At 65.7% G+C, this 16,605-nt stretch carries 14 protein-coding genes; 8 read left to right on the forward strand and 6 right to left on the reverse strand.

Annotated features, from left to right (window positions below):
- Positions 1-52 precede the first annotated feature (52 nt).
- The 5 genes from Q0044_RS16100 (at position 53) to Q0044_RS16120 (ending at position 4,827) form a co-directional block, all read left to right on the forward strand.
- On the forward strand, positions 53-1,075 hold the full coding sequence (locus Q0044_RS16100; RefSeq protein ID WP_298163495.1) for an NAD(P)H-dependent amine dehydrogenase family protein: 1,023 nt from the start codon (positions 53-55) through the stop codon (positions 1,073-1,075).
- 83 nt (positions 1,076-1,158) lie between these two features.
- A complete protein-coding gene (locus Q0044_RS16105) occupies positions 1,159-1,689 on the forward strand; it encodes a nuclear transport factor 2 family protein (protein ID WP_298163497.1) in 531 nt (176 codons plus the stop codon).
- A 9-nt stretch (positions 1,690-1,698) separates the two neighbouring features.
- Positions 1,699-2,457, forward strand: coding sequence for an SDR family oxidoreductase (locus Q0044_RS16110; protein WP_298163499.1), 759 nt, complete (start codon positions 1,699-1,701; stop codon positions 2,455-2,457).
- A 31-nt stretch (positions 2,458-2,488) separates the two neighbouring features.
- Entirely contained in the window at positions 2,489-3,325 is an 837-nt protein-coding gene (locus Q0044_RS16115) for a DUF1295 domain-containing protein (protein WP_298163501.1), read from the forward strand.
- A complete protein-coding gene (locus tag Q0044_RS16120; RefSeq protein WP_298163503.1) occupies positions 3,322-4,827 on the forward strand; it encodes an AMP-binding protein in 1,506 nt (501 codons plus the stop codon). Before Q0044_RS16115 ends, Q0044_RS16120 begins: the two co-directional genes overlap by 4 nt.
- Positions 4,828-4,942: 115 nt before the next feature.
- Here the strand turns inward: Q0044_RS16120 and Q0044_RS16125 are convergent, their stop codons facing one another.
- The 5 genes from Q0044_RS16125 to Q0044_RS16145 all read right to left on the reverse strand — a co-directional run bounded on the left by Q0044_RS16125 (position 4,943) and on the right by Q0044_RS16145 (position 9,760).
- Positions 4,943-5,311, reverse strand: coding sequence for a nuclear transport factor 2 family protein (locus Q0044_RS16125; protein WP_298163505.1), 369 nt, complete (start codon positions 5,309-5,311; stop codon positions 4,943-4,945).
- On the reverse strand, positions 5,308-5,709 hold the full coding sequence (locus tag Q0044_RS16130) for a nuclear transport factor 2 family protein (RefSeq protein WP_298163506.1): 402 nt from the start codon (positions 5,707-5,709) through the stop codon (positions 5,308-5,310). The genes Q0044_RS16125 and Q0044_RS16130 overlap by 4 nt, the downstream gene beginning before the upstream one ends.
- 94 nt (positions 5,710-5,803) lie before the next feature.
- On the reverse strand, positions 5,804-6,742 hold the full coding sequence (locus Q0044_RS16135) for a winged helix-turn-helix transcriptional regulator (protein ID WP_298163508.1): 939 nt from the start codon (positions 6,740-6,742) through the stop codon (positions 5,804-5,806).
- 31 nt (positions 6,743-6,773) lie between these two features.
- Positions 6,774-8,405: an AMP-binding protein gene (locus Q0044_RS16140; protein ID WP_298163509.1), complete on the reverse strand. Its 1,632-nt coding sequence runs from the start codon at positions 8,403-8,405 to the stop codon at positions 6,774-6,776.
- Positions 8,402-9,760, reverse strand: a complete 1,359-nt coding sequence (locus tag Q0044_RS16145) for a spinster family MFS transporter (protein WP_298163510.1) — start codon at positions 9,758-9,760, stop codon at positions 8,402-8,404. The genes Q0044_RS16140 and Q0044_RS16145 overlap by 4 nt, the downstream gene beginning before the upstream one ends.
- A gap of 357 nt (positions 9,761-10,117) precedes the next feature.
- Here Q0044_RS16145 and Q0044_RS16150 point away from each other — a divergent pair, with 357 nt between their 5' ends.
- Positions 10,118-12,445 carry a TonB-dependent receptor gene (locus Q0044_RS16150; RefSeq protein WP_298163511.1) on the forward strand — a complete coding sequence of 776 codons (2,328 nt, stop codon included), beginning with the start codon at positions 10,118-10,120 and terminating at the stop codon, positions 12,443-12,445.
- 79 nt (positions 12,446-12,524) lie between these two features.
- On the opposite strand, the gene Q0044_RS16155 is transcribed toward Q0044_RS16150, so the two are convergent.
- On the reverse strand, positions 12,525-13,712 hold the full coding sequence (locus Q0044_RS16155) for an acyl-CoA dehydrogenase family protein (protein ID WP_298163512.1): 1,188 nt from the start codon (positions 13,710-13,712) through the stop codon (positions 12,525-12,527).
- 134 nt (positions 13,713-13,846) lie between these two features.
- Here Q0044_RS16155 and Q0044_RS16160 point away from each other — a divergent pair, with 134 nt between their 5' ends.
- A complete protein-coding gene (locus Q0044_RS16160; RefSeq protein ID WP_298163513.1) occupies positions 13,847-15,367 on the forward strand; it encodes a carotenoid oxygenase family protein in 1,521 nt (506 codons plus the stop codon).
- A gap of 12 nt (positions 15,368-15,379) precedes the next feature.
- Positions 15,380-16,597 carry an acetyl-CoA acetyltransferase gene (locus tag Q0044_RS16165; RefSeq protein ID WP_298163514.1) on the forward strand — a complete coding sequence of 406 codons (1,218 nt, stop codon included), beginning with the start codon at positions 15,380-15,382 and terminating at the stop codon, positions 16,595-16,597.
- Positions 16,598-16,605: the final 8 nt, after the last annotated feature.

Here is a 16,605-nt window from a genome sequence, read left to right on the forward strand (position 1 = left end):
TATATGGTCAGCCTTGACCCTCGAAGGCGCGGCGAGAGCGTCGGGAGGCGTGATGACAAGACCCATCCGGGTGATCCAGTGGGCGACCGGCTCCATGGGCAAGGCCTGCCTGCGAGCGGTGCTGGACGATGACCGGTTCCAGCTGGTCGGCCTATTCGTTTACGGCGAGGCCAAGGCAGGGCGCGATGCCGGAGAGATCGCGCGTCGGCCGGATACGGGGGTGTTTGCGACACGCTCCATCGACGAAATCCTGTCGTTGGACGCGGATGTGGTGATCCACGCGCCGATGTTGTCGGCCCCTTACGTCGGGCACGATGCGGATGTGAAGCGGCTGCTGGAATCCGGCAAGAATGTCATCAGCATCAACCATTATTTCGAGCCTGCCGCCCTCGGCCGCACCTATGCCGAGGGCCTGGCTGACAGCGCTCTGAAGGGCGGCGCGACCCTGGCGGGGACAGGAGTCAACCCGGGCTGGGTGGCGGAGCGAATGGCGGCCAATGCCGCGTCCCTGTGTCTGTCGCACCGGAACATTTCGACGCGCGAGATCATCGACTGCGCAACGGTTCCAAATCCGGACTACGTCTTCGGCGCCCTGGGTTTCGGCTCAGGGCCGGGCCAGATCGACCTGACGAACGGTCCTCTGGCGGACACCTTCACGGCCATGTTCTCGCAGAGCGTGGAGGGGCTGGCCGTGCGGCTGGGTCTGTCGCTCGATCGGTTCGAACCGGACCATGCGGTCCGCCTGGCGGAGCGTGACCTGACCATAGCCGCAGGCGTCATTCGCGAGGGCACGGTGTCGGCCACGACCTGGCGCGTGCATGGTCTGATCGACGGGGTGCGGCGCATCACCCACGAGGTCAACTGGATCATGGATCCGGCCCAGGCGCCGTTCGCCGGCAAGCCTCACTGGGAGATCGAGATCGACGGCCTGCCCGGAGTCAGGATCGCCATGGATCTTGTCGACACCGCCCCGGACGGCATGCGGACCAAGCCGGAACAGTTCGCTGTCGCGGCCATGGTCCTGCAGGCCATTCCCCGCGTGATCGTCGCGCCGCCGGGCTTGCTGAGGCTCTGAACTTCGGCTGACTGACTTGCCCGTTAACGCAAGCCATGTCACTTTCGTTTAAAGACTAAAATAGACGACCGGAGGACGACAGGATGGCCGACCGCGACCCCGAGGTCCAGGCGCTGCTCGACAAGAAGGCCATTGAGGAGGTGTTGTTGAAATTCCTTCGCGGCTGCGATCGCAACGATGCTGACCTGGTCGAACGCGCCTACTGGCCGGACGGTTGGGAGGATCACGGCGGCACCTTCGACGGGCCGGCGTCCGAATGGGTGGCTGTGGTCAAGGAGCGGCTGCCCAAGGCCGGGCTGATGAACCACATGGCCATGAACATGGTCATCGACCTGAAGTCGGCGACCACAGCGACCGCTGAATGCTACATCCTCACGGCCTCGCGCCCTACCGTTGAGGGGCGGGAATTCGATGCTCGCACCCTGGCCCGCTGCGTCGACCAGATGGAGAAGCGCGGCGACGAATGGCGCATCTTCCGCCGCACCCTGTGCTGGGAATGGAACGAGGAGCGCGAGCTCTCCGAGACCTGGGCGCGCGGGGCGATCACCCGGGACCCCTCGGTGCTGCGGCGCGGGGCCAAGCGGCCCGACGACATTATCTACACTGCAGCCTGAGGCGAGCGCATGGACATTCAGGGCTCAGTGGCCATCGTCACCGGGGCTAATCGGGGTATCGGCGAAGGCTTCGTGCATGTGCTTATCGAGGAGGGAGCCGCCAAGGTCTATGCGGGCGCCCGCGACCCGGCTTCCGCCAGACATCTTGAGGACCGGTATCCCGGCAAGGTCGTGGCGGTGCGGCTGGACGTGTCCAGGCCGGACGAGATCGAGGCCGCGGCCGCGGCCTGTCCCGACGTGTCGGTCGTGGTGAACAATGCCGGCGCCTTCCACAACAAGCTTCTGATCGGAGCCGACGACATCTCCGCCGCGCGCGACGAGATGGAGGTCAACTATTTCGGACCGTTGCAGATGGCGCGTGCCTTCGCGCCGGTGCTGAAGGCGAACGGGGGTGGCGCGATCCTGAACGTGCTCTCGGTGGGAGGCATTGTCGCAGTGCCGAACATGGGCGGCTACAGCCCGTCGAAGTTCGCCATGCGTGCCGCCGGGACCTGTATGCGCGCCGAGCTGGCCGGGCAGGGGACCAGCGTCACCTCCTTGATCGTGGGATCGGTGGACACCCGGATGGCCTCGCATGTGAAGGGCGCCAAGGAGCAGCCTGAGGACATCGCGCGCGCCGCCATGAAGGGCATCACGCGCGGTATCGACGAGATCGACACCGACCGGTTCGCCATCGAGAGCCGCGCCGCCCTGGCCCGCGATCCCAAGGGGATGGAACGGGGCATGGCCAAGATGCTGCACGCCAAGGAACTGTCGACGGGCCGCTAGGCGCCGGACGAACGAGGGGGAGACCTGAATCATGCCGCCCATCACCGAAATCCTGACCATACTCGGGATCAACTTCGCGATCTGCGTCGCGTCCTTCGTCATCCTGTGGGGGATCGGCGTCGCCATCCGGGACGTGACCTTCGTCGACGCCTGGTGGGCGCTGGGCCTGGCCTTCATGGGGGTGACTACCTTCTTCATGGCCGACGGCTCGGACCAGCGGATGCAGCTGATCCTCGTCCTGGTCTGTGTCTGGGGCCTGCGTCTGGGCGGCTACATGCTGTGGCGCTGGCGCGATCACGGGCCGGACAGACGCTATGTGAAGATGCTGGAGCGGGCCCAGGCCAAGGGCATGAGCTATCCGAAGGCCGCCTGGGTCATGGTGTTCCAGCTGCAGTCACCCATCCTGTTCGTCGTCAGCCTGCCGGTACAACTGGGCCAGTTGTCCGGAACGCCGGTCGCCGTGGGCCTGATCGGCTGGATCGGCGCCGGCCTGACGGTCTTCGGCATCATCTTCGAAAGCCTCGGCGACTGGCAGATGGTGCGGTTCAAGAAGACGCCCGGCACGGCCGGAACCGTCATGGACAAGGGCCTGTGGCGCTATACCCAGCATCCCAACTATTTCGGCGACCTGTGCGTCTGGTTCGGCCTGTGGCTGATCGCGGCGGAGACCGGCCTGCTCGGCGCCGTGTCTATCGTCGGGCCGCTTCTGCTGATCGTGATGTTCTTGAAGTACAGCGGCGGCGTGTCGTACGAAAAGCGGCTGAAGCACACGCGTCCGGGCTATGAAGACTATATGGCCCGTACCAGCCTGATGGTTCCCTGGCCGCCCAAGAAGGCGACCGCCTCGGAGACGAAGTCCGCCGCATGATCCGTCCCGCCAGGCCGCGCACGATGTCCACGCCGGGGGTCGCCATGCCGGCGCCCCGGGCGGTGGGGACCCTTTTGAATGTCCATGCCGAGAGGGATCCGGATCGTCCGGCCCTGACCTTTGAAGGCGTGACCCTGACCCGGCGCGAGCTGGCGGAGCGGGTCAATCGCCGGGCTCGGACCCTGGCGAAAGCGGGGGTGGTCGAGGGCGACTTCGTCGCCATCGCCCTGCCGAACTGCCCTGCGTTTCTGGAGTTGGCCTTCGCCGTTTGGGCGCTCGGCGCGACACCGGCGCCCCTGTCGCACAAGCTGCCGGCGATCGAGCTGGCCGGCATCCTCGATCTGCTCAAGCCGCGCCTGATCGTGATCGAGGATGGGGACCGGGCGGGCGATACGCCTCGCCTCTCCGAGGCGGAGACGTATGACGTGTCGGCGGATCCTTCGCCCTTGCCGGAGATCGTGTCGAAACATCTGAAGGCCATCGCCAGCGGCGGCTCGACCGGCCGACCCAAGGTCATCGTCGACATGGCGCCGGCGATGGTCGACCCCGACGTCCTGCTGCTCGGCATGATCCCCGAGGATGTGCTGCTGAACCCCGGGCCGCTGTACCATGCGGCTCCCTTCGGCATGACCTGTTTCGCGATGGGCTGGGGGCTGCACATCGTCCTGATGCCGCGTTTCGATGCGGAGGAAACACTGCGGCTGATCGACCAGCACAAGGTCAGCTGGCTGTTCCAGGTGCCGACGATGATGCATCGAATCTGGTCCCTTCCAGAGGATGTGAAAGCGAAATACGATGTCTCGTCTCTGGACGCCGTCATGCACATCGCCGCCGCCTGTCCCCCCTGGTTGAAGCAGAAGTGGATCGAGTGGGTGGGCCCGGAGACGGTCTGGGAGATCTATACCGGCACCGAGGCCCTCGGCGGTACGGGTATTCGCGGCGTCGAATGGCTGGACCATCCCGGCTCGGTCGGGAAGGTCCTCCCCGGCTATGAGATGAAGGTGCTGAACGAGGCCGGTGAAGCCTGCGCGCCCGGCGAGGTCGGCGAGATCTATTTCATGCCGCTGCGGGGGCAGGGAACGACCTACAGATACCTCGGGGCCGAGCCGCGGGCGAACGGGACGTTCGAGACCCTGGGCGACATGGGCTATGTCGACGAGGACGGCTGGCTTTATCTGGCCGACCGGCGCGTGGACATGATCGTTTCGGGCGGGGCCAACGTCTATCCGGCCGAGGTCGAGGCGGCGATCGACAGCTTCCCCGGGGTCCAGTGCAGCGTGGTGGTGGGGCTGCCCGACGCTGATTTCGGCCAGCGCGTTCATGCCATCGTTGAGACGGCGGACGGGACTCTGGACCAGGCGGCGCTGAACGCCTTCCTCGCCGAGCGGATCGCGCCCTACAAGCGGCCGCGCTCGCTGGAAGTTACGACCGAACGGCTGCGTGATGATGCGGGCAAGGTGCGTCGTTCGGCCTTGCGGGCCGAGCGGATGCAGGCAGTCTAGAGGCGCGAATTGCACTCGCAGGACACCGAGTCCAGTGAGTGCAATTCTGAACCCAATCTTGCATCTGAATGACGCAAGCTATTGGTTTAATAAGTTAAACCGGTCTGGCCAAGCGTCAGGACGCCGCCGGGTCCTTCATCTGGAAATAGTCGCGCCAGGCGACGATCTTTCCGTCCCGGAATTCGATGATGCCCATGTACGGATGGGAGACGCTGACGCCGTCGGCGTTGACGTAGTCCTCCTGACCTTCGGTCAGCACCTTGTCGCCGTTTTCGGCCCAGTTCACGAGCGTCCATTTCGTCGCCGAATGGTTGGCCCAGTATTTCGTGATGAACCGGTCGACCCACTCCTTCCCGATCAGGGGGCGGGTGCCGACATGGTAGTGGTATTCGACGTCGTCGGCGAAGAAGTCGAGGAAGGCGGGTTTATCCCGGGCCTCCGACACCGCCATCAGCGCACGCAGGCGTTCGATCGGCGTACTCATGCCGAGGCCTTTGCAGTCTCGGGCTTCGCCGGCGCATGGACCTGCGACGTGTCGTAGTAGTCGCGCATCCTGTAGATCAGGCCGTCGCGAACCTGGAAGACCTGAACGAAGGGGTTATCGATCTTCACGCCCGAAGCACGATCGACCAGAACCTCCATCCCTTCGACGAACAGGACCTCGCCGTTCTCGGCCGAATGGGTAACCCGCCACTCCTGCTGATCGAAGCCGGCCTCGTAGTTGGACAGGAATTTGCGCATCTTGTCCTTGCCTACGGCCGGACGTTTGGTGGGGTGCCAATGGTACTCGATGTCGTCGGCGAGGGTGGCAATGAAACCCTCCACATCGCGCCTCTTCCAGGCGGCCATCATGGCCTCCACGACCTGCATGTTCTGACCCACGGCCTGTCTCCCTAGTGTTCTGGTTCGTCAAACGCTAGGACCAAGAGTCTGCTAATGCAAGCGCGTTGGAGACGCTTTCAAATGCGAACTTTCGCTACGCCGTCGGCTTGATTCTTCCGGCCTTCATCAGAACGTTCTCCAGCGTCAGCCGACCCTTGCAGGCGCTGCAGCAGACCTGGGCGCTCAGCGGTTCGCCGCAGACGTGCTTGATCTTCACCGGCGGTCCGGCGCGGTCCTTCAGGTGGGTGTCGGCCCAGGTCATCATGGTCAGGGCGTGGGGATAGAGGTCGCGCCCCTTGGTCGTCAGCCGGTACTGATAGCGGGGCGGCGTCATCTCATAGAGGCGCCGCTCGAAAATGCCCGACATCTCCAGCGTCCGAAGCCGATCGGTCAGAATGTTGGAGGCGATTCCGAGCATGCTCTGGATCTCGTCGAACTTGTGCAGGCCGAAATACTGCACACTGACCACCAGGGCGGTCCAGCGATCGCCGAGCAGGTCAACAAGCTCGATGGTCGGGGCCTCGTCATTGGGCTGACGACGACGGTGCATGCGCTGGACCGGCAACTTCTCCATCCCTTGACCGGGGCCGGGCGTGAAGGAGCAGGTATGAAGCGTCAGGGGTTCGCCGCAGCCGCCGCAGCGCAGCTCCGGCAGCATGGCCTTGCCGCAGTCGGTGTGGGTAAAGACGGTCGGCGCCCGGCCGCCGGTCACGCCCCAGCGCACGCCCCAGCCCCACATCAGCATCATGGAATCGAACAGACCCAGTCCGCGCGGCGTCAGATGGTAGGCCATGCGCGCGCCCTCGTCCTTGTGGGGCTTCTTGACCAGGATGCCGTGCCGTTCCAGCGCCGCGAGACGGCTGGACAGGGTGGATCGGGCTCCGCCCAGGCGGGCGTGAAATTCCTCGAACCGCGTTGCGCCGAGAAAGGCCTCCTGGACGACCAGCAGGCTCCATCGATCGCCCAGGGCGTTGAGCGCGCGGTTAACCGAGCTCTTTGGAACGAGACGAATTTTCGGGGCGACGCGGGGCATCCCCCCTCTTAGGCGACGCCGTTAGGTCTTATCAAGCAACCGTCAATTTCTGGCGTCGCACCACCAGCCCGGCCGCCTCCCGGTCGAAGGTCGCGGCTGTGACACCCTCGTCCCTCAGTCCGGTCTTCTGGATCTTGTTGGTCGGGGTCTTGGGCAGGGCGGTCTCGACCCGGACGTAGCGCGGCACCATGAAATGGGTCATGCGCGGGATCAGCCATTCCAGCAGTTCGCGCGGATCGATCTCGGCGCCGTCGACCGGCGCCACAGCCACCATGACCTCCTGTTCGCCACCGGGCAGGTCGACGCCGTAGGCGGCGCATTCGCGGACGGAGGGGTGGGCGACGACCTCGAGCTCGATCTCCAGGGAGGACATGTTCTCGCCGCGCCGGCGGATCGCGTCTTTCTTGCGGTCGACGAAGAAGAAGCAGCCCTGGGCGTCGCGCCACATCAGGTCGCCGGTGTGGAACCAGCCGTTGCGCCAGGCCTTCGCCGTCGCCTCCGGATCGCCGAGGTAACCGCTGAACAGGGTCCAGGGGGCGTCGGAACGGATGACCAGTTCGCCAGGTTCGCCGTGCGGGACCTCGTTGTCGTGATCGTCGACGATGCGGCACTCCATGCCGACGCGGACCCGGCCGCAGGAGCGCATCACCGGATCGTTGACCGCACTGATCAACGGCCCGGAGACCTCGGTCATGTTGAACCCCGAGAGGTAGTCGAAGCCGAACCGCTTCGCGAGCGCGATGGTGTCCTCGTTGATCGGCGACAGGGTCACCATCCTCAGAGGGTTGTCGGCGTCGTCGGGCTTCGGCGGCTCCTTCATCAGGAAGGAGGTCAGGGCTCCGATCAGGCCGGAGCAGACCGTCGAGCCGGTCTCGCGCACGGTGTCCCAGAAGCGACGGGTGTCGAAAGCCTCGAACAGGGCGACCGAGCCGCCACAGGCCACCGCCGCCGTGATCGCCGCGATGCCGCCCACATGGAACATGGGCAGATTCACGAGCATCCGGTCGGACTGGACCATGTAGCCGTAGGTCACCCTGGCCGTCGTCCATTCCTGCACATAGGAGGTGACCACCGCCTTTGACGGGCCTGTCGTGCCGGAGGTGAAGATGATCACCGGCGGGTCCCAGGGGTGCTGTTCCACAGGCTGGAAGGCCGTCGGATCGCCGTCCAGCGCAGAGGCGTCCTCGATCTCGACCTGCAGTGCCGGGGGCGCGGACGGCCCGGTCAGGATCAGTCGCCCGGTGACGCCGAGCGACAAACCTTCGAGGCGCGGCGCCAGGTCGGGATGGACGATCATCACCCTGGCGCCGGTCTTTCCGATGGCGTGTTCCAGCAGCTTGCCGCGGAAGCTTGTGTTGATGGGGGCGAGCGCCGCGCCCGCATAGTTGGCGCCGAACCAGGCCCGAAGCAGGGCTGGACCGTTCGGCGCCCAGGCCGCGACAATGTCCCCGCCCTTGACGCCGCGCGCCTGAAGCGCGGCGGCGGTGGACACGGCACGCCTGCGGGTCTCGGCCCAGGTCCAGGTCTCGCCGGTCTCGAACCGGATGAAGACAGTGTCCGGCGTCTCAGCCGCCCAGCGGTCGATCAGCAAAGGGATGACGCAGTCCGCGGCCGTCGGCGGCGCAGGATCGAACCAGGGGATGGTCAGGCGTGCATCGCTCATCGGGCGGGCTCCTGCCACGCCCGGGCTTCCTCGACACTGTCCCGGAAAGGCTTCAGCGCGCGGGTGAGCATCAGGGCGGCGACGGCGATGGTCGCGCCGCTGACAATAGCGAGAGACAGTCCGATGTTCTGGTCGCCGCCCAGCCAGTTGTCGCTGATGGCCGCCACGACGGTGGGGCCGAGGCCGAGTGAGATCAGGTTGCCGATCAGGAAGTAGATGGCGGTGATCTGGGCCCGAAGCTGGTTCGGCGCGACGGCCTGAAGCGCTGTGGCCGGCAGGCTGTTCATGACGCCCGCGAAAAAGCTGAAACCGGCGAGGGCGGCGATGGCCAGGTCACGGCCGGGCATCAGGGGCATGGCGATAGCGAAGGGTATGCTGGCAACGAGGGCGAGGATAGCGACCCGAACGGGTGCGTCTGTCCGCCCCTTTCCGGCAAACGCATCTGTCAGCCAGCCGCCGACGAGGACGCCCGGCGTGGCGGCGGCCAGCAGAACCAGCCCATAGGCGAAGCCGACCTCGGCCGGGGTCATCCCGTGCTGACGGATCAGCACCGCCGGCGCCCAGGCCAGATAGGAGATCCCGGCCATGCCGAAGATCGAGAAGGCGAAGATCAGCATGTAGAAGGTCGATTTGCGCGACCACATGTATTTCAGGACGCCCGCCTGGACACCCGACTTCACCACCCCCTGGCGTGGGGGTTCGCGCACGATCACGAAAAGGGCGGCGATCAGCAGGCCCGGGGCGCCGACGAGGACGAAGGTCTGCTGCCAGGGCGCCAGCTCGCCGACGAGGGGCAGTTTCATCGCCCCGGCCTGGGCGATGATGTCGATCACCACACCGCCGATCATCAGGGCCAGACCGGCTCCGAGGTAGGGGGCCATCGAATAGACGGCCAGGGCGCGGGCCCGCTGGCGCGGCGGGAAGTAGTCAGAGATCATCGAATAGGCGGCGGGCGAAAGGGCGGCCTCGCCGATGCCCACGCCGATGCGCGCGGCGAACAGGGCCCAGAAGCTGTTGGCCAGGCCGCAGGCCACGGTCATCACGCTCCAGACCACGATCCCCCAGAAGATGATCCAGCGCCGGCTGCCCCGGTCCGCCAGTCGCGCCAGCGGCACGCCCATGACGGTGTAGAACAGGGAGAAGGCGATCCCGGCCAGAAGGCTGAACTGGGTGTCGGTGATCGTCAGGTCTGCGCGGATCGGCTGAACCAGCAGGGTCAGAATCTGGCGATCGATGAAGCTGGACGTATAGGCCACCATCAGGGCGGCGACCGCGAACCAGGCCCAGCCGGAGTCGGGCCAGATCCTCGGCTCAGCCGGATGGCTTTCGCCCGTCACATCCTTGATCGCACTCATACCGTAACCTTGTTCAATCTCAAGATGAAAGCGACTCTCGCAGTTGCGAGATGGCGGCTGGCTTCCTTCGCACCTGCATCAACGGAAGCGGGCATCCGGCGAACTTCGAGATGGCTTGACCGGCAGTATCGCAACAGGAAAGGCCTTATATTCAAATGACGTAGGATCCAGAAACGTCGTCCGGGCTGCGCTCGGCCAGCCTGGGCAGGCTCAGGCATGGCAGGAGCGTGTCGCCACACTCACACAGAAGTACACATGTCGGTCTGATTACAAAAGCCATTTGACAGTCTCAATTCGCCAGTGACACATTGAGGGCAGAAGCACCTCGGTGAACGAGGGCTCATGGGAGGAATGGGCGTGAACATCAGAGGCACAGTCAGCGTATCCGCATTGGTCATCGCCGCGACGCTTTCCGCGACACCGACCTTGGCCCAGACCGCGCCCTCCGGGCAGGAGGCGACGGTCGTGGATGAGATCATCGTCACGGCGACCCGTCGCGCGCAGCGATTGATCGAGGCGCCGGTCGCCGTCACCGCGGTCAGCGGCGAACAGCTGGAGAACTCCGGCGTCAGCGACATCCGAGAACTGACCAGCCTGGCGCCGAGCGTTCAGTTTCAGACGCCCGGCGGCGGCTCGGACTCCTCGATCCGCATCCGCGGCGTGGGCACGACCTCGACCAACCCCGGACTCGAATCGTCCGTCGGCGTGATCATCGACGGCGTTATCCGGGCCCGCACGGGGGTGGCGCTCTCGGAACTCGGCGACCTGCAGGGAATCGAAGTCCTGCGCGGGCCCCAGGGCACGCTCTTCGGCCGCAACACCTCTTCGGGCATTATCAACGTCACGACGAAACAGCCTGATTTCAACGGGATCAGCGGCAACATCACCGGATCATACGGGAGCTTCAACGACCGCCGGATCTCGGGCGCCGCGAACTTCCCGCTGGTCGATGACGAACTGGCCCTGCGCATCGAGGGCAGCTACGAGCTGCGTGACGGCTTCCATTCCGACGCCAACTCGGGCGAGAGCCTCGACAACCTCGACCGGCAGTTCGTTCGCGGCAAGCTGCTGTGGCGTCCGTCCGAGACCCTGAGCTGGACCTTTACGGCCGACTATACGAACCGCAATGAGAACTGCTGCGTCGCGGTTCTGGCCATCGCCGGCCCCACCTACAACCTGGTCAACCAGCTGGCCGCCGCGCGTGGCGGGATCGGCTATTCGTCGACCAATCCGTTCGATCGCCGCGCTTCCAAGAACAACATCCGGCAGAATCAGGAGGACATCGAGGATATGGGCGTGTCCGCCTCGGCCGAGTGGGATCTGGGCTGGGCGACCCTGAACTCGGTCAGCGCCTTCCGCAGCTGGGAGGCCTTCCGGTCCCAGGACTTCGATCACTCGGGCGCCGACCTGGGCTTCTTCGCACCCGACGGTCTGCACCAGGGCTTCGACGTCCTGACCCAGGAACTGCGTCTTCAGGGTGAGAACGGTCGCCTCGACTGGCTGGTCGGTCTGTTCTACTCGGACGAGACGGTGCTGAACGACAGCGCCTATCGCATGGGCGCCGACTATCCGCTGATCTACGGCGGGGCGGCGACTTTCCAGGCCTCGACCCTGGCGGCCTTCCGGCCCGGCGACGGCGCGCGCGGCATCGGCGAGCAGAGCGGACAGGATCTGTCCTTCTTCACCCACAACGTGTTCCACGTCACGGACGCTCTCAGCATCACCGCCGGCCTGCGCTATACGCAGAACGACAAGGAGATCACCTACCGGGGCGAGAACTTCAACCCGGCCTGCGACAGCGCCGTGCGGACCAGCGACGCCCCGGGGATCACCCGGTTCTGCGCGCCGTTCTGGGATACCCGGCTCAACCCGGCGGGCGACAGCGACGCCCGGACCGAAACGGCGACGACCGGCACAGTGAACATCGCCTACCGGGTCAACCAGTCGCTCAACACCTATGCGTCCTATTCGCGGGGCTACAAGTCGGGCGGCTACAACTTCGATCGTGCCGGCTTCACCACCCCCGCCACGCCGAACGCGCGCGATCTGGCCTTCGTCGAGGAGACGGTCGACGCCTATGAGGTCGGCATCAAGGGCGAGTTCTTCGACCGCACCCTGCGCGCCAACTTCGCGGCCTACCACCAGGCCTTCGAGGGCTTCCAGCTGATCGAGTTCACGGGCGTCAGCTTCGTGGTCCGCTCGCTGGCCGAGGTGATCACCAAGGGTGCCGAGCTCGAGGTCACCTGGGAGCCGACCCCCGGCCTGACCCTGACCAACGGCCTCAGCTATACCGACGCCTACTATCCGGTGAACGTGCTGAACCGCCAGTATTCCGGCCTGGAGCTGGAGCAGTCGCCGGACTGGGTCAATGTCTCGTCGGTGACCTGGGAGTTCCCCATCGGTGACGGCCTGACCGGTGTGGCCTACGCCGACGCCCGCTATTCCTCGGAGTTCTTCACGGGCGGGTTCGATCCGAAACGCGTCCAGGAGAGCTTCACGACCGCCAATGTTCGCTTCTCCCTGCGGGACGCGAACGAGGCCTGGCAGCTGGACGTCTTCGCAAGGAACGTCTTCGACCAGGACTACTATCGCCGCGTGATCCCCGCGACCTTCCAGGCGGGATCCTACTCGGCCTTCCTCGGCGACCCCCGCACCTACGGGGTCACCCTGCGGCGCAATTTCTGAGCCGCTACTTCCGGGTTTTCCTGACCTGAGATGCCTCGGCCCCGCTGCGAAAGCAGCGGGGCCTTTTTCGGTGTGCGGCTCAGAACCCCATCTGCTTCGCCGCAAGATCGCGCAGAATCTCCTCCGACCCGCCGCCGATGACGAAGATGCGGGCTTCGCGGTAGATGCGTTCGACGCGGTTTCCGCCGGTATAGGCGCGGCCGCCCAGGACCTGCAGGCTTTCCCGGGCGCAATGTTCCAGCGTCGTCGTCGCCTGCACCTTCAGCAGGGCCAGGTCCGCGACCGGGACCTCGCCCCGGCCGAAGCGCCAGACCAGGATGTCCAGCATGGCGTAGGCGACCTTGATGCGCTGGACCATGTCCACGATCTTGTGACGCATCACCTGGTGGTCGATCAGTCGCTTGCCGAATGTCTGACGTTCGCGTGCGAAGGCGATGGCCTCGGCCACGCAGGTGCGGGTCATGGACAGGGTCGCGGCGATGCCGGAGAACCGCTCGATGTTGAACTGGCTGGCAAGGCCGGCGAAGCCCCGGTTCTCGACCCCGACCAGATTGGTCACGGGGACCTCGACATTGTCGAAGTTCAGCCAGCCGTTGTTCCGGTTGTACCATTGCAGGCCGGGCAGGGGGCCGCGGGTCACGCCCGGGCGGTCCGTCTCGATCAGCAGCATCGACAGGCCGCCCATGCCGGGTCCGCCGGTCCGCACCGCCGTGAGCAGATAGTCGGCCTTCATGGCGCCCGAGATCAGGGTCTTGCCGCCGTAGACGACGAACATGTCTCCGCGGCGTTCGGCCGTCGTGGTGAAGCCGGAGACGTCAGAGCCGCCGCCGGGCTCGGTCACCGCGAAGGCGATCTTTTTCTCGCCGGCCAGCACCGGGCGGGCGACCCGATCCAGCATTTCGGCTGTACCGCCATTGATGATCGGCGGCAGGGCGATCCACGGCGTGGCCAGATCGGCGAAGACCACGCCGGACCCCATGCGGAAGAACTCCTCGGCGAAGATGATCCGGTGCCACAGGTCGACGTTCTCGCCGGTTCCGCCCAGATCCTCGCGGAAGCCCATGCCGCTGATGCCTTCACGCGCGGCGTCCTGGTAGAGACTGTCGGGGAAGTCCGAGACGGCGTCCCAGGCGTCGAGATGCGGCGCGATGTATCCGTTCACGAAACGGCGCAGCCTGGCCCGCCAGGCCTCGTGCTCGGGCGTCATGAACGGGCTGGGCGGCCTCAGACCGTCGAAATCGAGCGCGGGCGGGGTGTGTTCGGCCATGGTCGTTTCCCTCATGCGCCGGCGGATCCGGCGTCGCTTTCATTTTCATACTAAAGCCCTCTCGCCATCCGCTGCAAGCATGGTATGCTAACGCAAGTCGCCTTCTCGAGGTCGAGCGGTTGCAGGAGAGATCGATGGGACTGGAACAGACAGGCAGGGCCCGCACGGCCTTCGAGGGCGGCGTGGCCCAGGCTCCGCTGAAGATGACGCTCACGGACCGGTCGCACCCCTATATGCAGGGTGCCTGGACGCCCCAGCATGAGGAACACACCGCCGACGACATGGTGGTGATCGGAACGATCCCGACCGATATCGACGGCGTCTATGTGCGCAACACCGAGAACCCCGTCCACCAGCCTTTGGGCCGCTATCACCCGTTCGACGGCGACGGCATGCTGCACGCGATCTCGTTCAAGGACGGCAAGGCCAGCTATCGCAACCGCTTCGTCCGCACGGCCGGCTTCGAGGCCGAGCAGGAGGCGGGACGCGCCCTGTGGGCTGGTCTGGCCGAGCATCCGTCGCTGTCCGAAAAGCCGGGCTGGGGCGCGCACGGCGGGTTGAAGGATTCGTCGTCGACGGACGTCATCATCCACGCCGGGGCCATACTCTCGACCTTCTACCAGTGCGGCGAGGCCTATCGGCTGGATCCCTATACGCTGGAGCCGATGGGGACGGACGGCTGGTGCCCGCCGGAGGGAATCTCGGCCCACCCCAAGGTCGATCCGAAGACGGGCGAGCTGTTGTTCTTCAACTACTCCAAGGCCGCGCCCTACATGCACTACGGCGTTGTCGGGGCCGACAACCAGCTGAAGCATCTGACGCCTGTGCCCCTGCCTGGACCGCGTCTGCCGCACGACATGGCCTTCACGACGAACTGGTCGATCCTCAACGACTTCCCCCTGTTCTGGGAGCAAGACCTGTTGCCCAAGGGCTTCCACGTGGCCCGGTTCCATCCCGACATGAAGTCGCGCTTCGGCCTGATCCCGCGCTTCGGCGGCGAGGCCGACGTGCGCTGGTTCGAGGGCGACGCCACCTATGTGCTGCACTTCCTGAACGCCTGGGAGGACGGCGACACCGTCGTTCTGGACGGCTATTTCCAGGACAATCCGGTGCCCAAGACCAGCCCGGACGCCTGGCCGCAGTACGAGCGGATCATGACCTTCCTCGACCAGAACATGCTGCAACCCAAGCTGCACCGCTGGCGCTTCAACCTGAAGACGGGCGAGACCACGGAACAGCGGCTCGACGACCGGGTGCTGGAATTCGGGATCATCAACAACCAGTTCGCGGGCGTGAAATATCGCTGGGCCTACTCCGCAGTGTCCAAGCCCGGCTGGTTCCTGTTCACCGGCCTGGTCAAGCACGACATGGAGACGCTGGACAGCTGGGCCGTCGATTTCGGGCCCGAACGCTATGGCTCGGAGCCCGGGTTCGCGCCGCGCGTCGGGGCGACGGAGGAGGACGACGGCTATCTGATTACCTATGTCACCGACATGATCGAGGACCGGTCGGAATGCGTGATCTATGATGCGCGCAAGCTGGCGGATGGTCCCGTGGCGCGTATCATTCTGCCGGGCCGGATCTCCAGCGGCACCCATGCGACCTGGGAGCAGGGCGAGACCATCCGGGCGTCAAAGGCGGCGCTTGCAGCGTAAGGACAGGCGGACATGACCTATATCCTCGGCGGCTGGCAGTCGGACTTCGCGCGCAACTATGCGCGCGAGGGGCTGGAGATCGGCGACGGCTTCGCTGAGGCCGTCCACGGCGCCCTCGCCGAGACGGGGCTTGAGCCCGAGGACATCGACGTGGGCCATGTCGGCAATTTCGTCGGCGACCTGTTCACCGGGCAGGGGATGCTTGGCGGCTTCTTCGCCATGACCGATGAGCGGTTCACAGGAATGCCGGCCTCGCGCCATGAGGCCGCCTGCGCCTCGGGCAGCCTCGCCATCATGGCCGCCGCGGCCGATATCGAGTCCGGCCGATACGGCACGGCCATGGTGCTGGGCCTGGAGATGATGCGTAACGTCCCGGGCGTCACTGCGGCCGAGCATCTGGGCGCCGCGGCCTGGGCCGGGCACGAGTATCTGGACGCGACCTACGCCTGGCCACGCGCCTTCTCGGACCTGACCGAGGAATACGACCGCCGCTACGGTATCGACGAGGTTCACCTGCGTCGGATTTCGCAGATCAACTTCGACAACGCCAAGCGCAATCCGAACGCCCAGACCCGCAACTACAGCTTCTCCAACGCCAGCTTCACCGACGACGACGAGGCCAATCCGGTCATCGAGGGCCGGGTTCGCAAGACCGACTGCGGCCAGGTCACCGACGGCGCCGCCGCCATCATCCTGGCCTCGCCCGAGCGCGCCGCCGACTATGCCCGCAAGTGTGGCATTCCGCTGGAGAGCCTTCCCCGCATCAAGGGCTGGGGCCACCGCTGCGCCCCCATCGACTACGGCCGCAAGATCAAGGCCAGCGAGGGCCAGCCCTATGTCTTCCCCCAGGTGAAGCGCGCCATCGACGACGCCCGTGCCCGGGCCGGTCTCGACCTGTCGGGGATCGACGCGGTGGAGACCCACGACTGCTTCTCCATGACCGAATACATGGCCATCGATCACCTGGGCCTGACCGCGCCGGGCGAGAGCTGGAAGGCGGTTGAGGCCGGCGATATCGAGATGGGGGGCAGGCTGCCGATCAATGCCTCGGGCGGCCTGATCGGTTGCGGTCACCCGGTCGGTGCGACCGGCGTGCGGATGGCGCTGGACGCGTTCAAACAGACGACCGGCACGGCGGGGGACTATCAGGTCGAGGGTGCGCGGAACGTGCAGACTCTGAACATCGGCGGGTCGACGACGACGACGGTCAGTTTCGTGGTGGGGGTCTAGCGCCCGGC

Source organism: Brevundimonas sp. (assembly GCF_027484365.1).
Lineage (GTDB): Bacteria > Pseudomonadota > Alphaproteobacteria > Caulobacterales > Caulobacteraceae > Brevundimonas.